Genomic DNA, 14,326 nt, shown 5'->3' with positions numbered 1-14,326 from the left:
TAAAAAGAGAAATGTTTTTCATTGATAATAAAAGCGAAAAATAAGTGACGATAGAGTGAGTATATTTTCCTTATAATAGATGCTTTTTGGATCATCTAGTAAAATCAATCTGGAAGCAAGAATTGATATATGTAAGTTGCGCAAGGCGCGGCATAAGAAAGGAGCAAAAGGATGAAGGAGCTTCATACGTTTGGGTGGTATGCAGCACGTGTATCACCACATTTGCCGAAAAAAGCATTTAAACCAGTGCCTACTCGTTTATTTGGTGGACTGGCTTATTTGCTTGTGGCATTGGCGGGGTTAATATCGATTGGTGTATTTGAATTGAATGTGTGGGCGAATCTAGGAATTGCGATTGTTCTTGGATTATGTTTTGCTTCACTAGGATTTTTAGGGCATGAAATTTTACATGGAACTGTTGTAAGAAAGGCATGGCTTCGTGACTTCTTAGGCGCGATTGCATTTATGCCATTATCAACAGGGCCAAAGCTTTGGAGAAAGTGGCATAATGCAACGCATCATGTTCATACACAGCATGAAGAGAATGATCCAGATGCATGGCCGACACTTGAGAAACTTAAGAAGAGTAAGTTTTTGAGTTGGGTATATCGTATGCCTTTACATGTACGTTCATTCTTTAGTTTTCTGTCACTAACAATTCAATTTACATTGCATTCGACTCGAATGTTCTTTCATTTTATAAAAGAGTTCAAGTCATCCAATCAAAAATCTGTATGGCTTCAACTTCTTTTGCCTTGGACAGTTTGGATTAGTTTATTGTTTATTATGGGACCTGGAAAATGGTTATTTGCATATGTCATTCCGTTGTTAATTGCTAACTTTATTGTAATGGCATATATCGCAACAAATCACCGCTTAAATCCAATTGTTCCAGTAAATGATCCGTTAGCAAACTGTTTGTCAGTAACAGTGCCGCGCTGGGTAGACGTTTTACATTTCAATTTCTCATATCATACAGAACATCATCTGTTCCCGGCTATGAGTTCAAAATACTATCCGTTAGTAAAAGAGAAGATTAAAGAAATGTGGCCGGAACGTTATCACGAAATGCCGATGACAAAAGCATTAGCAGCCCTATGGAATACACCACGTGTGTATTATCACGGAAGTGAATTAGTGGATCCGCATAGAGAGCATTTCTATGGTTCTTTAGGAAATGGACTAGATCCTCATAATATTTCATATCGTGAGGAACATATAGAGGAAGACGAGAGTATTAAAAAAGTAAATCAGTAAAAATTAATATATTTTTGCAGTGAAAAAGCAAGCCATCTCAGGCTTGCTTTTTCTTATAAAGAAACTTCCTTTTTGTTCTTTTTATGGAATTGGACGGAGTTAGTTTCTTTTCGTTGTAATCGTTTTTCTAAAAGATTAACGAAATAAGTAAATAGAAGAACAATTACGAGGTAGTATACACCAACAATCATGTAAGTATCTAATTGTTGGAAGTTACCTGCTGCAATTGATAAACCTGATCCCCATAATTCGGACAGTCCTACGTAAGCAACAAGTGAAGAGTCTTTTAATCCGATAATAAATTGGTTTCCTAGAGGAGGAAGAGACAGACGAAATGCTTGTGGTAATATAATCCGGCGCATAGCTAAAGGGTAAGGCATACCTAAGGAGCGAGCGGCTTCCAATTGTCCACGGTCGACGGATTGAATGGATCCTCGGAAAATTTCCGTAACATATGCACCGTTATGAATTGCTAAAGCGATTGCTCCTGCCCAAAAAGGGGTAAAAACAACAACGGATGTAATCCCAAAATAGAGAATAGCGATTTGAACAATTAAAGGTGTACCACGAATAATAGCAATGTAGACATGAGCGATACTATTTAAAACTTTATTGTTAGAGATTCGAAAGAAAGCAAATAATAATCCAATTAATGAACCGAGTACTAGGGAGGTTAATGTTAATTGTAATGTGACAATAGTAGCCTTTAAGAGTGTGGGATAGGTAGAGATAAAAATTTCAAACATGCGTTTCACCTCATATTGTATAGATTTTAGTAGAGAATGAAATGCCCCACATAAAATGAAAATTTAATCAGTGGGGCACTGTTTATGAATCTTTTGAATGGCTAACTTACTTACTTCGTTTTTTCCTCTTCACCAAGAATATTACGCCCGAACCATTTTTTACTGATTTTTTCATACGTACCATCTTTAATGATTTCATCTAACGCTTTATTTACTTTCTCAACCATTTCTTTATCATCTTTGCGAATAGCAATTCCCATTTCATCAAGATTTAATGGTTTTCCGGCTTCTTTTATATTTGATTTTCCTTCTTTTATCATACGTAGACCAACCATTTGATCCGTAATTACTGCGTCGACACGCCCAGGCTCTAAGTCCATAAGAGCAGTAATATCGCTGTCATATTCTGTGATTTGATCTGTATATTTTGCAACAAGATTTTTAAAGGTACTAGCTTTTACAACACCAATTTTCTTACCTTTTAAATCTTCTGGAGAAGAGATAGCGGTATTCTTTTTAGCTACAAAAATTTGGGCGCCAGAACGATAGTACGGATTTGAGAAACTAACAGCTTTTAAGCGCTCCTCTGTAATTGCCATACTACCCAGTATTACATCATATTTCTTCGCTTGAAGACCTTGAATTAGCGTTTCCCATGGGTTTGTAACTGGCGTAGCCTTCATGTTCATCTTTTTAGCAAGAGCTTCACCGATTTCTACATCAAAGCCGACAAGTTTGCCGTCATTTTCTTTATAGTTAAAAGGTTTGTATAATCCACTCATCGCATAGCGAAATTCTTTTTCACCATTTGATGAAGTAGTAGAGCTTTCTTTGCTACAAGCTCCTAGTATGAAGGATGTACATAGTGTAATGCTCGCAACAATGGTTAATAGTTTTCTTTTCATAAAACCCCTCCTATATATTGATCATACGGATGGTTTTTTAGTATGTTATTGAAATATTTTATTTGGATGATTAGTTGTGCACCGTATGAATGTATTCCTTTTCGTTTGAAACAGAAGTTACATTATAAAACGTTGCGTAAAAATTGTTTTGCTCGTTCATGTGATGGAGCTGAAAAGAATTGTGCTGGCGTAGCATCTTCTACAATCTTTCCATCATCCATAAAGATGACGCGATCAGCTACGTCTCTTGCGAAATTCATTTCATGAGTAACAATAACCATTGTCATCCCTTCTTCAGCAAGTTCTTTCATAACTTGCAATACTTCTCCAACAAGTTCAGGGTCTAAAGCTGAGGTAGGTTCATCAAATAGCATAATCTTAGGGCTCATTGCAAGAGCTCGTGCAATGGCAATGCGCTGTTTTTGACCACCTGAAAGAAGATGAGGAGTTACATCCGCTTTATCTTGAAGGCCGACTTTTTGGAGAAGTTGATTTCCAATATCCTTTGCATTTGCTTTCTCTAATTTTTTTACGTGAATAGGTGCTTCTATGATGTTTTCTAGTGAGGTCATATGAGGAAAGAGGTTAAAGTGCTGAAAAACCATACCGACATTTTCACGGACTTTATTTAAATTTGAATGCTTTGGATCAATTCGCTCACCTTGTAAGTGAATTTCGCCTTCATCGTACATTTCTAAAAAGTTAAGACAGCGAAGTAATGTACTTTTACCAGAACCACTGGCACCAATTAAAACAACAACTTCTTTTTCTTTTACTTCTAAATCAATTCCTTTTAACACATCAAGTGAACCGAATGATTTTACTAGATTTCGAACTTGAATCATACAAAACCCCCAGTTAAAAATATATTTTACAAATGTTGCCCCTTATTTCTGTTATTAGTCATAAATTGTCAGAATCCTTTATTTTTTTCGTGCAATTTGATATTCAAAGAAATAATAATTTTTAAAATCCCTATATCCTTCTATAATGAAAATATGGATAATAATATATAGGTAGTATTTATATTGCTTATAAAAAGGGGGAAAGGGAAGATGGAAAAAGAAAGGAAAACATTTTCTTTTGGATTACGTACACAACTTATGCTATTCACTACAGTTTTAGCTCTCATTACATATTCAACAAGTATATTTTTTATTTATGTGATATACGATTATTTTCAAAGTTATGTAAGTCAAACTGTATATAATATTATCGTTATGTTATTAGGGGTAGTATGGTCTGGAATTTTAGCATATGGAGCAGCCGTATTTTTAATTAAACCGCTTCGAAAGTTAGAGGAGGCGGCAAGAAAAGCAGCTGAGGGTGATATTCGTGAAGATGTTCCATTACCGAAGACAGATGATGAAATTAAATCTTTAAGTGTTGCATTTAATATGATGTTAGGAAACTTAAGGGGCATGGTAAAAAATATTGATACAACATTTTCTTATACAAACAATCAAGTACAGCAGATTAGAAAACAAACAGGCGAAGCAACGAGACAAGCGCAAGGTGTATCTGAGACTCTTGCAGAGATTTCTTCAGGCGCTGAGCAATCAGCAGCATCAATTCAAGCAATTGTTTCTGCTGTTGATACAACGACGTCTATTGCAAGTGAAGTAGAAGAAAAAGCGAAGCAGTCTGATACGTTGTCTTCAGAAATGGTTCAAGCTTTAGGGCATAGTACTCGTGTCTTTACGTCTTTAATTCAAGGTATTCAAACATTGGCAAAAGAAAATGAAGATTCCATGCAAAATGTACAGAAGTTAGAAGAACGAATGAAACAAGTAGAACATATTGTGTCTGTTGTGAGTGCGATTGCTAGCCAAACGAATTTATTAGCACTAAATGCTTCTATTGAGGCAGCTCGCGCAGGAGAGCATGGAAGAGGTTTTGCGGTTGTTGCGGAAGAAGTACGTAAACTTGCTGATGAAAGTGATCATTCTGCAAGAAACATATCTCAGTTATTACGGAATATGCAAGATGAAGTACAACAAGTTGCAATGAAAATGACAGAACAAGTGAAAATAGCTAAAGAAGAGGCGAAACGTGGGGAAGCTACGGAATTAATTTTAAAAGAAATGTCATCAAGTGTTATGGAAGTAGCCGATGCAACTCAGCAAATTAGTAGTTATATGAATGAACAAGTGAGCCACATTCATCAAACAGGAGCACAAACAAAAGCTGTAGCAGCAATTGCTGAAGAAACGTCAGCTGGTTCGCAAGAAGTGGCGCGTGTAACGCTACAACAGTCTAAAAATATGATAGTAATCGATCAATTATTAAAGGATTTAGAGAAGCAAGCAACTGATTTGAAACAAACAATTGAACGATTTTCAATGTAAAAGGAAGAACAGAATGCTGTTCTTCTCTTTTTTATTTAGTTTGATTTAATATTTACAGTTAAACTATGAACGTTTCCGCAACATTCTTTTCTCTCCCTTTCGGATGAAAATTATAGCGAGCTATAATATTAAAAGGGGTGTCTTTTATGAAAAAAGAAAAAAGACAACGGTTAATTAAACAATTTGTAAAGGAGTATGAAATAGATAAGCAAGAAAGATTAGTAGAATTGTTAGCAAAAAAAGATGTATTAGTAACACAAGCTACGGTTTCTCGCGACATTCGTGAGTTAAACTTAACGAAGGTACCTTCTCAAGAAGGATTAATGATATATAAAGTTTTCTCAGAAGAGCATTTACAAACTGATATAAAGTTAAAGAAAAAATTACGAGAAGTTGTTGTGAAAATTGATTGTGTAGATCAATTAATGGTTATTAAAACATTACCTGGTAATGCACATGTTATTGGTGTTTTATTTGATGAGTTAGATTGGAAAGAAAAAATAGGATGTATATGTGGAAATGATACATGCCTTATAATTTCACAGTCGAAATCAGATAGGGAGATTATAGAAGAAAGATTAAATTTAATTATTTAGATGCAAAAATCCTGTTTTTAATAAAATTAAAAACAGGATTTTTGTTTAAATACGGAAGTTAAATATTCAACATATATGCGTAATATATGTGTTTTTTATTGAAAAAGCGAGAGAGTTTGTTATAAAAATACAAATTCGTATGATTTTAAAAAAATAACTTGTTTAATATTTCACAATGATAATGTGGATGCTTTCACAAAGATAAAAGTGCAGAGCATTTATTATGTACTTGTAAGACATCAAACATATTTAAAAGGAGGTACAACAAATGAAACATCCGATACATGTTACTTCAGAAATTGGGGAATTACAAACGGTTTTATTAAAACGACCGGGTAAAGAAGTGGAAAACTTGACGCCAGATTATTTGCAGCAATTATTATTTGACGATATTCCATACTTACCAATTATTCAAAAAGAGCATGATTATTTTGCACAAACGTTACGCAATCGGGGTGTTGAAGTTCTTTATTTAGAAAAACTAGCCGCTGAGGCGTTAGTAGATAAAAAACTTCGAGAAGAATTTGTTGATCGTATTTTAAAAGAAGGACAGGCTGACGTAAATGTTGCACATCAAACTTTAAAAGAATATTTACTTTCCTTTTCAAATGAAGAATTAATTCAAAAAATTATGGGCGGTGTACGGAAAAACGAAATTGAAACAAGTAAGAAGACACATTTATATGAATTAATGGAAGATCATTATCCGTTTTACTTAGATCCAATGCCTAATTTATATTTTACTCGTGATCCAGCAGCTAGCGTGGGCGATGGCTTAACGATAAATAAGATGAGAGAACCAGCGCGTAGACGTGAATCATTATTCATGGAGTACATCATTAAATATCACCCAAGATTTGCAAAACATAATGTACCAATCTGGTTAGATCGTGATTATAAATTTCCAATTGAAGGTGGCGACGAGCTAATTTTAAATGAAGAAACAATTGCGATTGGAGTGTCTGCTCGTACTTCAGCTAAAGCAATTGAACGTTTAGCTAAAAATCTCTTTAGCCGACAAAATAAAATTAAGAAAGTGTTAGCGATAGAAATTCCAAAATGCCGAGCATTTATGCATTTAGATACAGTATTTACAATGGTTGATTATGACAAGTTTACAATTCATCCAGCCATTCAAGGGCCAAAAGGGAATATGAATATTTATATTTTAGAAAAAGGATCAGATGAGGAAACTCTTAAAATTACACATCGTACTTCTTTAATGGAAGCATTAAAAGAGGTATTAGGCTTAAGTGAATTAGTTCTTATTCCATGTGGAGGAGGAGATGTAATTGCTTCTGCTCGTGAGCAATGGAATGATGGCTCGAACACATTAGCAATCGCACCAGGTGTAGTTGTTACATATGATCGCAACTATGTATCCAATACGTTATTACGGGAGCACGGTATAGAAGTAATTGAAGTGCTAAGTTCGGAATTATCTCGTGGTCGTGGGGGTCCACGTTGCATGAGTATGCCAATTGTTCGTAAAGATATTTAGTATAAATAACGGAGAAAGTAGGGATGAAGTATGTTAATGACTAGACCAAATTTAAAAGGAAGAAGCTTTCTAGCAGAAAAAGATTTTACACAAGAAGAATTGTTATATTTTCTAGATTTGGCAGCAGAATTAAAAGAGAAAAAGAAAAATGGTATCCCGCATCATTATTTAGAAGATAAGAATGTAGCGCTCTTATTTGAAAAAACCTCCACTCGTACGCGCTGTGCATTTACAGTAGCATGTACAGATTTAGGGGCGAATCCTGAATATTTAGGGAAAGGTGATATTCAGCTTGGGAAAAAAGAATCCGTAGAGGATACAGCAAAAGTGTTAGGGCGTATGTTTGACGGAATTGAGTTTCGTGGATTTAATCATGAGACTGTAGAATCTTTAGCACAAAATTCTGGTGTGCCAGTTTGGAATGGATTAACAGACATGTGGCATCCAACACAAACACTAGCAGATTTATTAACAATTAGAGAACATGTAGGGAAGTTGAAAAATGTGAAGCTCGTTTACGTTGGAGATGGACGAAATAATGTTGCTAATAGCTTACTAGTTGGTGGAGCAATCGTTGGAATGGATGTACGTATTTGCACACCAGAATCTTTATGGCCTGCACAAGAAGTAATTGATTTAGCAAAAAAATATAATGAACAGGTAATGATAACAAGTAATGTGGAAGAAGCTGTTGCGAATGCAGATGTAATTTATACAGATGTATGGGTGTCTATGGGGGAAGAAGAAAAATTTGCTGAACGTGTCGAGTTATTGAGACCTTATCAAGTAAATATGAAAATGATTAAAGAAACAGGGAATGAAAACGTGATTTTCTTACATTGTTTACCTGCATTTCATGATGTTGAAACGATGTATGGCGAAGAAGTTTACGAGAAATATGGGTTGAAAGAAATGGAGGTAACTGACGAAGTATTCCGCAGTAAACATTCAAAAGTATTTGATCAAGCTGAAAATAGAATGCATACAATTAAAGCGGTTATGGCAGCTACTTTAGGAAACATGGAGTAAAGAAGAAAGGGAGTCTTCCTTTCTTCTTTCTCCTCCTTTAGACACTATCATTCACTATTGCTTTTGTATTGTTATTGCAATTAAAGAGAGGTGAGTGGAATGGGTGAAGATAAGAAATTAGGGTTGTTTACACTAACGGCTCTTGTAGTTGGGTCTATGATTGGCGGTGGAGCCTTTAATTTAGCGAGTGATATGGCAAAAGGTGCTGGTGCTGGAGCCATTATTATTGGCTGGGTTATAACAGGAATTGGGATGATTGCACTTGGATTATCTTTTCAAAATCTAACTGTAAAACGGCCAGATTTAGATGGTGGTATTTTTAGCTATGCAAAAGCAGGATTTGGTAATTTTATGGGATTTAATAGTGCGTGGGGATACTGGCTATCTGCTTGGCTTGGGAATGTAGCTTACGGTACATTATTATTTTCTTCATTAGGATATTTCTTCCCGATCTTTGAAGGCGGTCAAAATGTAGAATCCATTATTGGTGCAAGCGTATTATTGTGGTGTGTTCACATGTTAATCTTACGTGGAGTTCAATCAGCAGCACTTGTGAATTTAGTAACTACAATCGCAAAATTAGTACCTGTATTTGTATTTATTGTCATAGGAATCTTCGCGTTTCATATTGATACATTCTTAGATGGATTTTGGGGGCAAACTGGTTCTTTTTCATGGGGAGCAGTTGGCAGCCAAGTTAAAAGTACAATGCTTGTAACTCTATGGGTATTTATTGGGGTAGAAGGGGCTGTTGTTTTATCCAGTCGAGCAAAAAATAGAAGTGATGTAGGGAAAGCAACGGTTATTGGTTTAATTGGTACACTCATCATTTACATTTTAATCACATTATTGTCTCTTGGACTTATGCAGCAAGCAGATATTGCTGGTTTGAAAAATCCAGCTATGGCTTATTTATTTGAAAGTGTTGTTGGAAAATGGGGTGCTATCTTTATAAATTTAGGTTTGGTCATCTCTGTATTAGGTGCTTGGTTAGGTTGGACTTTGCTCGCTTCTGAAATTCCATATTTAGCCGCTAAAGATGGAGTATTTCCAAAATGGTTCGCAAAAGAAAATAAAAATAAGGCTCCAGTAAATTCATTATGGATAACAAATGGTTTAATACAAATATTCTTGTTAACATTCGTCGTTTCTGATCAGGCGTATAACTTTGCATTCTCTTTAGCATCTTCAGCTATTTTAATCCCATATGCTTTTTCAGCATTTTATCAACTGAAGCATAGCTTAAAGTCTGAAGAAGCAGATCGAAATAAAAATATAATAATTGGCTTGATCGCAAGTATTTATGGCGTGTGGTTAGTTTATGCAGCCGGTTTAGAGTATTTATTATTAACAATGACTTTATATGCGCCAGGTATTTTTATTTTTTACAATGTTCAAAAGCAAAAGAGTTCGAAGCAAATATTTACTCGAGTGGAATTAGCATCATCCGTAGCAATTGGTGCTTTAGCATTCTTTGCGATTTATGGATTAATTACAGGCAGTATTACTTTATAAAGCGCTGTGAAAGCGAAATGAACTGGAGGGCTGAAATATGGTACGAAGAAAAATTGTAGTTGCACTAGGGGGAAATGCGATACAGTCTGGAGAGGCTACTGCGGGAGCGCAGCAAGAAGCGTTGGAAAAAACGGCGGAACAACTTGTGAAAATAATGGAAAATGATGTGGATATAGTAATTGCGCATGGAAATGGCCCGCAAGTGGGGAATATTTTATTACAGCAAAAAGCTGCAGAAACGGAAAAGACACCTGCAATGCCATTAGATACTTGTGGGGCAATGAGCCAAGGGATGATTGGATATTGGATGGAAAATGCAATTGAAAAGGCATTGAAAAAACGGAATATAAACAAAGATGTAGCAACGGTTATAACGCGCGTTGTTGTGGATAAAAAAGATGAGGCATTTAAAAATCCAACTAAACCAATTGGTCCTTTTTATACAGAAGAAGAGGCCAGAAGATTAATGGATGAAACAAAAGCAGTGTTTAAAGAAGATGCTGGTAGAGGATGGAGACGTGTTGTTCCATCACCGAAGCCTGTAAGTATTCATGAACATAAAGTGATTAATTCTTTGGTGGAAGATGGAAACATAGTGATAGCTGTTGGCGGGGGTGGAATTCCAGTAATTGATTCCGAAGAAGGATTAAAAGGAACTGAAGCGGTTATCGATAAAGATTTCGCTGCGCAGAAATTAGCAGAATTAGTAGATGCCGATACGCTCGTTATTTTAACTGCAGTTGATCATGTGTATGTAAATTATAATCAACCGAATCAAAAAAAATTAGAGCATGTCACAGTAAATCAATTAGAAGAATATATTGAAGAACAACAATTTGCTGCGGGAAGCATGCTTCCAAAAATTGAAGCTGCTATTAATTTTGTTAATACAAATCCAAAAAGAAAAACAATTATTACGTCTTTAGAAAAAGTATATGAAGCACTAGAAGAAAAAGCCGGTACTATTATTTCAAAACAGAATGTATGCATGTATGTTTAAATTATTATGTACGCTACTTAGTAGTAAAAAAAGAATGAGGTTAATAACTTCATTCTTTTTATTTATTAATATTTTTTGTACTCATTGTTCATAAAGTTTTCATGATGAAATCTGAATATATAAGTTAATTATGATAAAATTCAAATTGAATACGCTTTCTTGATTTTTCGCTCCAACATACAGCAAGAGAGAGGGAATTTTATGAATAGACGGAACGTAGTGAAAGACTTAAAGCAGTTCGAATTATTTGCTCATTTAACAGAAAAAAAATTGAAAGGCTTAACAGAGTTTGTTTATTGGCGAACTTATAAAAAAGGTCAATTTTTATTTTTAGAAGGGGATTCAAGGGAAAGAATTTACTTCATGTTAGATGGTTTTGTAAAGTTAGAGCGGGTTAATCAAAATGGGAACTTATTATACGATGACTATGTAAAGCGGTATTCTATTTTTCCTTATGGTGGTATGTTTACAGACAGAGGATATAACTATACAGCAGAAGCAATGACGGATGTGGAGGTATATTATATTCCAACGGTAATCTTTGAAGATATGGTAAAATCCAGCAGAACGCAATTGATGTACGTTGTTCAGCAATTATCATCTATATTAAAATTGAATGAAAATCGAGTGCAAAATATTACAATTCCTAATGCACAAGATCGTGTTATCCAAACGTTAAATTATTTAATGCAGGATTTAGGAGAACAGAGTGGGGAAAAGATTGTAATTTCATGTCCACTTACAACAATTGAAATATCCAAAATATCTGGAACATCTCGAGAGACAGTTAGCAGCGTATTAAAACAATTAAAAAATGATAGCATTGTTACAATTTTAGATAAAAAAATTACAATACACAATCCAACATATTTTGAAGAAATCTCAATGTGAAAATTGTATATTAATTTTTTAATTCATAATGTATATTAATAAGGTTCTTTATATATTTATAAGGAACTTTTTTACGTTATCCTCTATAAAAAGATTGTATAGTATGGTAATAATAGCTAAAATCGATAATAAAAAACAAAGTGAAGGGGAGAAAGAATGATTCGTATTGAGTATGATCGATTAGTAGCTATTTGTTACAGTATAGGGGTTTTGTTATTATTAAAAATTCCAAATGATAATGAATTAATTGGGGAAAAACTATTCAATGTCTATAAGGTTCCGATACATACGTATGTTTATATGAATTATAAAGTCTCAAATATATTGATTGTTTCTTTCATACTACATGTAATTGCATTTATATTATTTTTAAAATGGCTAGGAAAAAAGGAGTCTAGTACATTTAGAAAAATGAATAAGATAAAAGTAGTAGGCATTAGTATATTGATTGTAATGATGCCGTTTATTTTAAATAACATCATCCAGACATTGAATAAAACATGGTACTACGCAGGAAAAACAGGGGTAGAAGCAATAGAATATAAAAAAGAAGATAGCCAGTGTAGTATGGAGAAAAATGGAGATAATATCCAACCGAAGTGCATTGTTACTTTAAAAAATTATCGTAATCATTCACAAGCATTAAAAGTTGTTTTATATGATAATGCAAACGAGAATTCAAAAAGCTATCCAGTACCGAAACCAGTCTATTTACAAAAACACGAGACAAAACAATTCGAATTTCAAGTTCCTGTTTCTTATAATAATGGTATTGAAAAAGATAAAGTACCAGATATTAAATTACATTTATTGCATGAAAATGATACGAAGTACAATTAATCTGTAAGTAAAAGTTTATGAGTAGGAGCAATAATTTGAAACGATATAGAAAATCAACTTGAATCATCCAACATACTGCAAGGTAACGGTATATTGGATGATTTTTTTATGTTATCCCCTTGTTTCACGTATGAAAAGGAGGAATACTTTGTTGGAAATGAAAAACATCACAAGGATCATACATGGTTTTTACTTTACGCAATCTGTGAAAGTTAGAGCCATAATAACTAGTTTGCCAATTTTTAATGTCGATATCGGGCCAGTTCACATAGTCACCTAGTGTATAAGGATCTAAGCTTTCTCGTAAATCTTTAACCCAGCGTATATTTTGATTTTCTTCATCATCGCATTTCCAAGAGGTAATGTATTCTTGAGCAATAATTGCTTTACGATGAAAATAAGCCGTTTCATTCGGCGAAATATTTTCAACAGCACCTATGAGCGATTGATGCCAAATACTAGCATCTTTATTTGGTGCATGAGAAAGAAAGTATTGCATGATTTGAATGCCTTTAAGGGGAATAGGTTTATAGACATAGGAACCAGAGCGCTTGAAATTTTCAGGGATGTTACCGCCATTAAAAAATTCGACAGCCTTTATATAAGGAACTTCTTCTATAAAGAGAGAGGGGCTACCAGTTTCAAGAAGAGGGGATAATAGGGAATGGAGTTCAGAGGGAGAACCGACAAACTCGCCTTGTGCTTCAATTTTATTTCGTTGCTTGGCGAATAATTCGATCGATGAAGTGAGACGTTTATCTATATAAGGTGCCCAGTTTTGCCACGCTTGAAATGCAGCAATAAAGTCTTCCCATTCCCATGTAATTGAGAAAATTGATACATTTTTTATCGGGTGGACTCGAAAAGTTAAGGAAGTGACAATTCCGAAGTTTCCACCACCGCCACCACGGCATGCCCAAAAAAGGTTAGAGTTTTCTTGTTCATTTGCACGAATGAGTTTTGCACCAAATTTTCCACACGCTTGTACCATTTCCACTTCCATTAATTGATCACATGTTAATCCAAATAAGCGCGAAAGCATACCAATACCACCGCCAAGTGCTAATCCAACAACTCCAACGCTTGCACTTGTACCAGCAGGAATTGTAACACCGTAATTCCAAAGTTCTTTATAAACAGTGCCAAGATTTGCACCAGCCTCAATTGTTGCTGTTAATTTCTCTGTATTAACAGTAATGCGATGCATTTCACTCACATCAATAATAAGTCCTCTATTTAAAAGAGAAAAATTTTCATAGCTATGACGTCCACTTCTTAACCGAAATGGTATATGACGTTCACGTGCCCATTTTAAGGCGTTACAGATATCCTTGCTATTTTGACAAAAAACAATAATACAAGGGAGTTTTGGAATACTTAAATTTAAATTCATTCGGGCTACATTGTAGTCAGGATCTGTGGGAATAACGATACGACCTGTTAATTTTGTTTGCTTCAATTTCTTACTCCTTTCTAAAATAATCAGAGCTTTTTATTAATATATGAAAAATGTCTGTAATACGCGTGGACAAGGAGAGGTGGAGAATGAGATTTACCTTTGTGAGAAATAAATAAAGCATAAGAATAAAGAATCTACATAGAGTTCAATGAAAACAGTTGCAAACTGTTCATATTTTGTTATGATAGTGTTACGAAAACGTTTGCATAAAATTCCGATGGGATGCAAAAGGAGAGAAG

The 14,326-nt window shown here is 34.5% G+C and carries 12 protein-coding genes and 2 pseudogenes; 10 read left to right on the top strand and 4 right to left on the bottom strand.

All coding sequences use genetic code 11. The features are described from left to right. Positions 1 to 171: 171 nt before the first annotated feature. Complete coding sequence (gene desB, locus MRP26_RS23765) at positions 172 to 1,257, top strand: Delta(10) desaturase DesB (RefSeq protein ID WP_000661219.1); 1,086 nt, start codon at positions 172 to 174, stop codon at positions 1,255 to 1,257. A 53-nt stretch (positions 1,258 to 1,310) separates the two neighbouring features. Here the strand turns inward: desB and MRP26_RS23760 are convergent, their stop codons facing one another. The 3 genes from MRP26_RS23760 to MRP26_RS23750 all read right to left on the bottom strand — a co-directional run bounded on the left by MRP26_RS23760 (position 1,311) and on the right by MRP26_RS23750 (position 3,753). Beyond that, positions 1,311 to 2,066 (bottom strand): amino acid ABC transporter permease, encoded by a 756-nt coding sequence (locus tag MRP26_RS23760; protein WP_140155550.1) that lies wholly within the window; start codon positions 2,064 to 2,066, stop codon positions 1,311 to 1,313. Positions 2,067 to 2,113: 47 nt separating this feature from the next. Further along, positions 2,114 to 2,908 (bottom strand): ABC transporter substrate-binding protein, encoded by a 795-nt coding sequence (locus MRP26_RS23755; RefSeq protein WP_000823754.1) that lies wholly within the window; start codon positions 2,906 to 2,908, stop codon positions 2,114 to 2,116. A 122-nt stretch (positions 2,909 to 3,030) separates the two neighbouring features. Beyond that, positions 3,031 to 3,753, bottom strand: a complete 723-nt coding sequence (locus MRP26_RS23750) for an amino acid ABC transporter ATP-binding protein (protein WP_053565361.1) — start codon at positions 3,751 to 3,753, stop codon at positions 3,031 to 3,033. Between the two features lie 210 nt (positions 3,754 to 3,963). Here MRP26_RS23750 and MRP26_RS31120 point away from each other — a divergent pair. The 9 genes and pseudogenes from MRP26_RS31120 to MRP26_RS23710 form a co-directional block, all read left to right on the top strand. Then, positions 3,964 to 4,314: pseudogene (locus tag MRP26_RS31120) on the top strand (HAMP domain-containing protein); the annotation flags it as partial. A 369-nt stretch (positions 4,315 to 4,683) separates the two neighbouring features. Then, positions 4,684 to 5,256, top strand: a pseudogene (locus MRP26_RS31115) (methyl-accepting chemotaxis protein); the annotation flags it as partial. A 146-nt stretch (positions 5,257 to 5,402) separates the two neighbouring features. Next, positions 5,403 to 5,852 (top strand): arginine repressor, encoded by a 450-nt coding sequence (gene argR, locus MRP26_RS23740; RefSeq protein ID WP_000711826.1) that lies wholly within the window; start codon positions 5,403 to 5,405, stop codon positions 5,850 to 5,852. Positions 5,853 to 6,120: 268 nt separating this feature from the next. After that, a complete protein-coding gene (gene arcA, locus MRP26_RS23735; protein ID WP_000682331.1) occupies positions 6,121 to 7,353 on the top strand; it encodes an arginine deiminase in 1,233 nt (410 codons plus the stop codon). A gap of 30 nt (positions 7,354 to 7,383) precedes the next feature. Next, positions 7,384 to 8,382: an ornithine carbamoyltransferase gene (gene argF, locus MRP26_RS23730; RefSeq protein ID WP_000930283.1), complete on the top strand. Its 999-nt coding sequence runs from the start codon at positions 7,384 to 7,386 to the stop codon at positions 8,380 to 8,382. Between the two features lie 99 nt (positions 8,383 to 8,481). After that, positions 8,482 to 9,897, top strand: a complete 1,416-nt coding sequence (gene arcD, locus MRP26_RS23725) for an arginine-ornithine antiporter (protein ID WP_000503412.1) — start codon at positions 8,482 to 8,484, stop codon at positions 9,895 to 9,897. 37 nt (positions 9,898 to 9,934) lie between these two features. Beyond that, positions 9,935 to 10,897: a carbamate kinase gene (arcC, locus tag MRP26_RS23720; RefSeq protein WP_000252339.1), complete on the top strand. Its 963-nt coding sequence runs from the start codon at positions 9,935 to 9,937 to the stop codon at positions 10,895 to 10,897. Between the two features lie 201 nt (positions 10,898 to 11,098). Beyond that, on the top strand, positions 11,099 to 11,788 hold the full coding sequence (locus MRP26_RS23715) for a Crp/Fnr family transcriptional regulator (RefSeq protein WP_001081906.1): 690 nt from the start codon (positions 11,099 to 11,101) through the stop codon (positions 11,786 to 11,788). A 156-nt stretch (positions 11,789 to 11,944) separates the two neighbouring features. Next, the gene (locus MRP26_RS23710) at positions 11,945 to 12,628 is read left to right on the top strand and encodes a hypothetical protein (RefSeq protein WP_069354891.1); all 684 of its coding nucleotides are present in this window, start codon (positions 11,945 to 11,947) and stop codon (positions 12,626 to 12,628) included. Positions 12,629 to 12,752: 124 nt separating this feature from the next. On the opposite strand, the gene MRP26_RS23705 is transcribed toward MRP26_RS23710, so the two are convergent. Beyond that, positions 12,753 to 14,087, bottom strand: a complete 1,335-nt coding sequence (locus tag MRP26_RS23705; RefSeq protein WP_069354892.1) for an FAD-binding oxidoreductase — start codon at positions 14,085 to 14,087, stop codon at positions 12,753 to 12,755. Positions 14,088 to 14,326 lie beyond the last annotated feature (239 nt).

This window comes from Bacillus sp. CCB-MMP212 (assembly GCF_022748145.1).
In the GTDB taxonomy this organism is placed as follows: Bacteria; Bacillota; Bacilli; order Bacillales; family Bacillaceae_G; genus Bacillus_A; species Bacillus_A cereus.
This window is presented reverse-complemented; position numbering and strand designations above follow the sequence as displayed.

What these genes read in the sequence shown, in the direction of transcription:
- desB (WP_000661219.1), top strand. Translation starts at nt 172, where the DNA reads ATGAAGGAGCTTCATACGTTTGGGTGGTATGCAGCACGTGTATCACCA.
- MRP26_RS23755 (WP_000823754.1), bottom strand. Translation starts at nt 2,908, where the DNA reads ATGAAAAGAAAACTATTAACCATTGTTGCGAGCATTACACTATGTACA.
- MRP26_RS23750 (WP_053565361.1), bottom strand. Translation starts at nt 3,753, where the DNA reads ATGATTCAAGTTCGAAATCTAGTAAAATCATTCGGTTCACTTGATGTG.
- argR (WP_000711826.1), top strand. Translation starts at nt 5,403, where the DNA reads ATGAAAAAAGAAAAAAGACAACGGTTAATTAAACAATTTGTAAAGGAG.
- arcA (WP_000682331.1), top strand. Translation starts at nt 6,121, where the DNA reads ATGAAACATCCGATACATGTTACTTCAGAAATTGGGGAATTACAAACG.
- argF (WP_000930283.1), top strand. Translation starts at nt 7,384, where the DNA reads ATGTTAATGACTAGACCAAATTTAAAAGGAAGAAGCTTTCTAGCAGAA.
- arcD (WP_000503412.1), top strand. Translation starts at nt 8,482, where the DNA reads ATGGGTGAAGATAAGAAATTAGGGTTGTTTACACTAACGGCTCTTGTA.
- arcC (WP_000252339.1), top strand. Translation starts at nt 9,935, where the DNA reads ATGGTACGAAGAAAAATTGTAGTTGCACTAGGGGGAAATGCGATACAG.
- MRP26_RS23715 (WP_001081906.1), top strand. Translation starts at nt 11,099, where the DNA reads ATGAATAGACGGAACGTAGTGAAAGACTTAAAGCAGTTCGAATTATTT.
- MRP26_RS23710 (WP_069354891.1), top strand. Translation starts at nt 11,945, where the DNA reads ATGATTCGTATTGAGTATGATCGATTAGTAGCTATTTGTTACAGTATA.